The sequence below is a fragment of the Pseudonocardia sp. SID8383 genome, from assembly GCF_009864975.1.
Lineage (GTDB): Bacteria > Actinomycetota > Actinomycetes > Mycobacteriales > Pseudonocardiaceae > Pseudonocardia > Pseudonocardia alni.
This window is the reverse complement of sequence record NZ_WWFY01000981.1, coordinates 1-1,562: the sequence shown is the minus strand read 5'-3', so window position 1 is coordinate 1,562 and position 1,562 is coordinate 1. Positions and strand designations below refer to the sequence as shown.

General features: G+C 76.8%; 1 protein-coding gene. It reads left to right on the top strand.

All coding sequences use genetic code 11. The features are described 5' to 3' along the window. Positions 1–21: 21 nt before the first annotated feature. On the top strand, positions 22–1,562 hold a 1,541-nt coding region (locus GTW08_RS23205), incomplete at its 3' end, for an acyltransferase domain-containing protein (protein WP_237454100.1).

Below are 1,562 nucleotides of genomic sequence, written 5' to 3'. Positions count from 1 at the left end.
GTGATCAAGATGGTGCTGGCGATGCGGCACGGGACGGTGCCGCGCACGTTGCACGTGGACGCGCCGTCCTCGCACGTGGACTGGTCCGACGGCACGGTCGCGCTGCTCACCGAGCCGACGCCGTGGCCCGAGACCGGGCGCCCCCGCCGGGCGGGCGTGTCGTCGTTCGGCATCAGCGGCACCAACGCCCACGTCATCGTCGAGCAGCCGGAGCCGACGCCGACCACCGCCACCGTCGGTGGCCGGGAGCTGCCCGCCGTGCCGTGGGCGCTGTCGGGCGCCTCCGCCGACGCGCTGCGCGACCAGGCCGCCCGCCTGCTCACCCACGTCCGCGACGGCCACGCCGTCGACCCCGCGATCGATCCCGCGATCGACCCCGCCGACGTCGGCTGGTCCCTGCTGCGCACCCGCGCCGCCCTCGATCAGCGCGCGGTCGTCGTCGGCACCGGGGCGGAGCAGACCCTGCGCGGCCTGGCGGCGCTCGCCGCGGGCGAGGCCGACCCGGCCGTCGTCACCGGCACCACCGCGACCGGCCGTACCGCGTTCCTGTTCTCCGGGCAGGGCTCGCAGCGCCTCGGCATGGGCCGCGAGCTGCACGCCCGGTACCCGGCCTTCGCCGACGCCTTCGACGCCGCACTGTCCGCGCTGGACGCCGAGCTGGGCTCCGACCTGCGTGCGGTCGTCTGGGGCCACGGTGACAGCGCCGGGGCCGCACTGGACGCGACCGGCGCCACCCAACCGGCGCTGTTCGCGCTGGAGGTCGCGCTGTACCGGCTGCTGGAGTCCTGGGGCGTCGCCCCCGACCTCGTCGCCGGCCACTCCGTCGGCGAGATCGCCGCCGCCCACGTGGCGGGGGTGTTCACCCTCGCCGACGCCGCGCGGCTGGTCGCCGCCCGCGGCACCCTGATGCAGGCGCTGCCCGCCGGCGGCGCGATGGTCGCCGTCGAGGCGACCGAGGACGAGGTCGCCGCTCTGCTCACCCGCGACGACGTCGCGATCGCCGCGGTCAACGGCCCGTCGGCCGTCGTCGTGTCCGGCTCGCAGGACGGCGTCGACGCCGTCGCGGCGGCGCTCGCCGAGGGCGGGCGACGGACCAGCAGGCTGAGGGTCAGCCACGCGTTCCACTCGCCGCTGATGGAGCCGATGCTCGCCGAGTTCCGCTCCGTGGTCGCCGGCCTGTCCCCGGAGGCCCCGGCGGTGCCCGTGGTCTCCTCCCTGACCGGTGACCTCGCCGGTGCCGACGAGCTGTGCGACCCCGGGTACTGGGTGCGCCACGTCCGCGAACCCGTCCGGTTCGCCGACGCCGTCACCACCCTCGCCGGCCGCGGCGCCGTCACCTTCGTCGAGATCGGCCCCGGCGGCGTGCTGTCGGCCATGGCCCAGGACTCGCTGCCCGCCGACGGGACCGTCACCGTGCCCGTGCTGCACGGCGAGGGCTCCGAGGACGTCGCCGTCGTCGCCGCGCTCGCCGCGCTGCACGTCCGCGGCGTACGGATCGACTGGGACGCCGTGTTCGACGGCACCGGCGCCGCCCGCGTCGACCTGCCGACCTACGCCTTCCA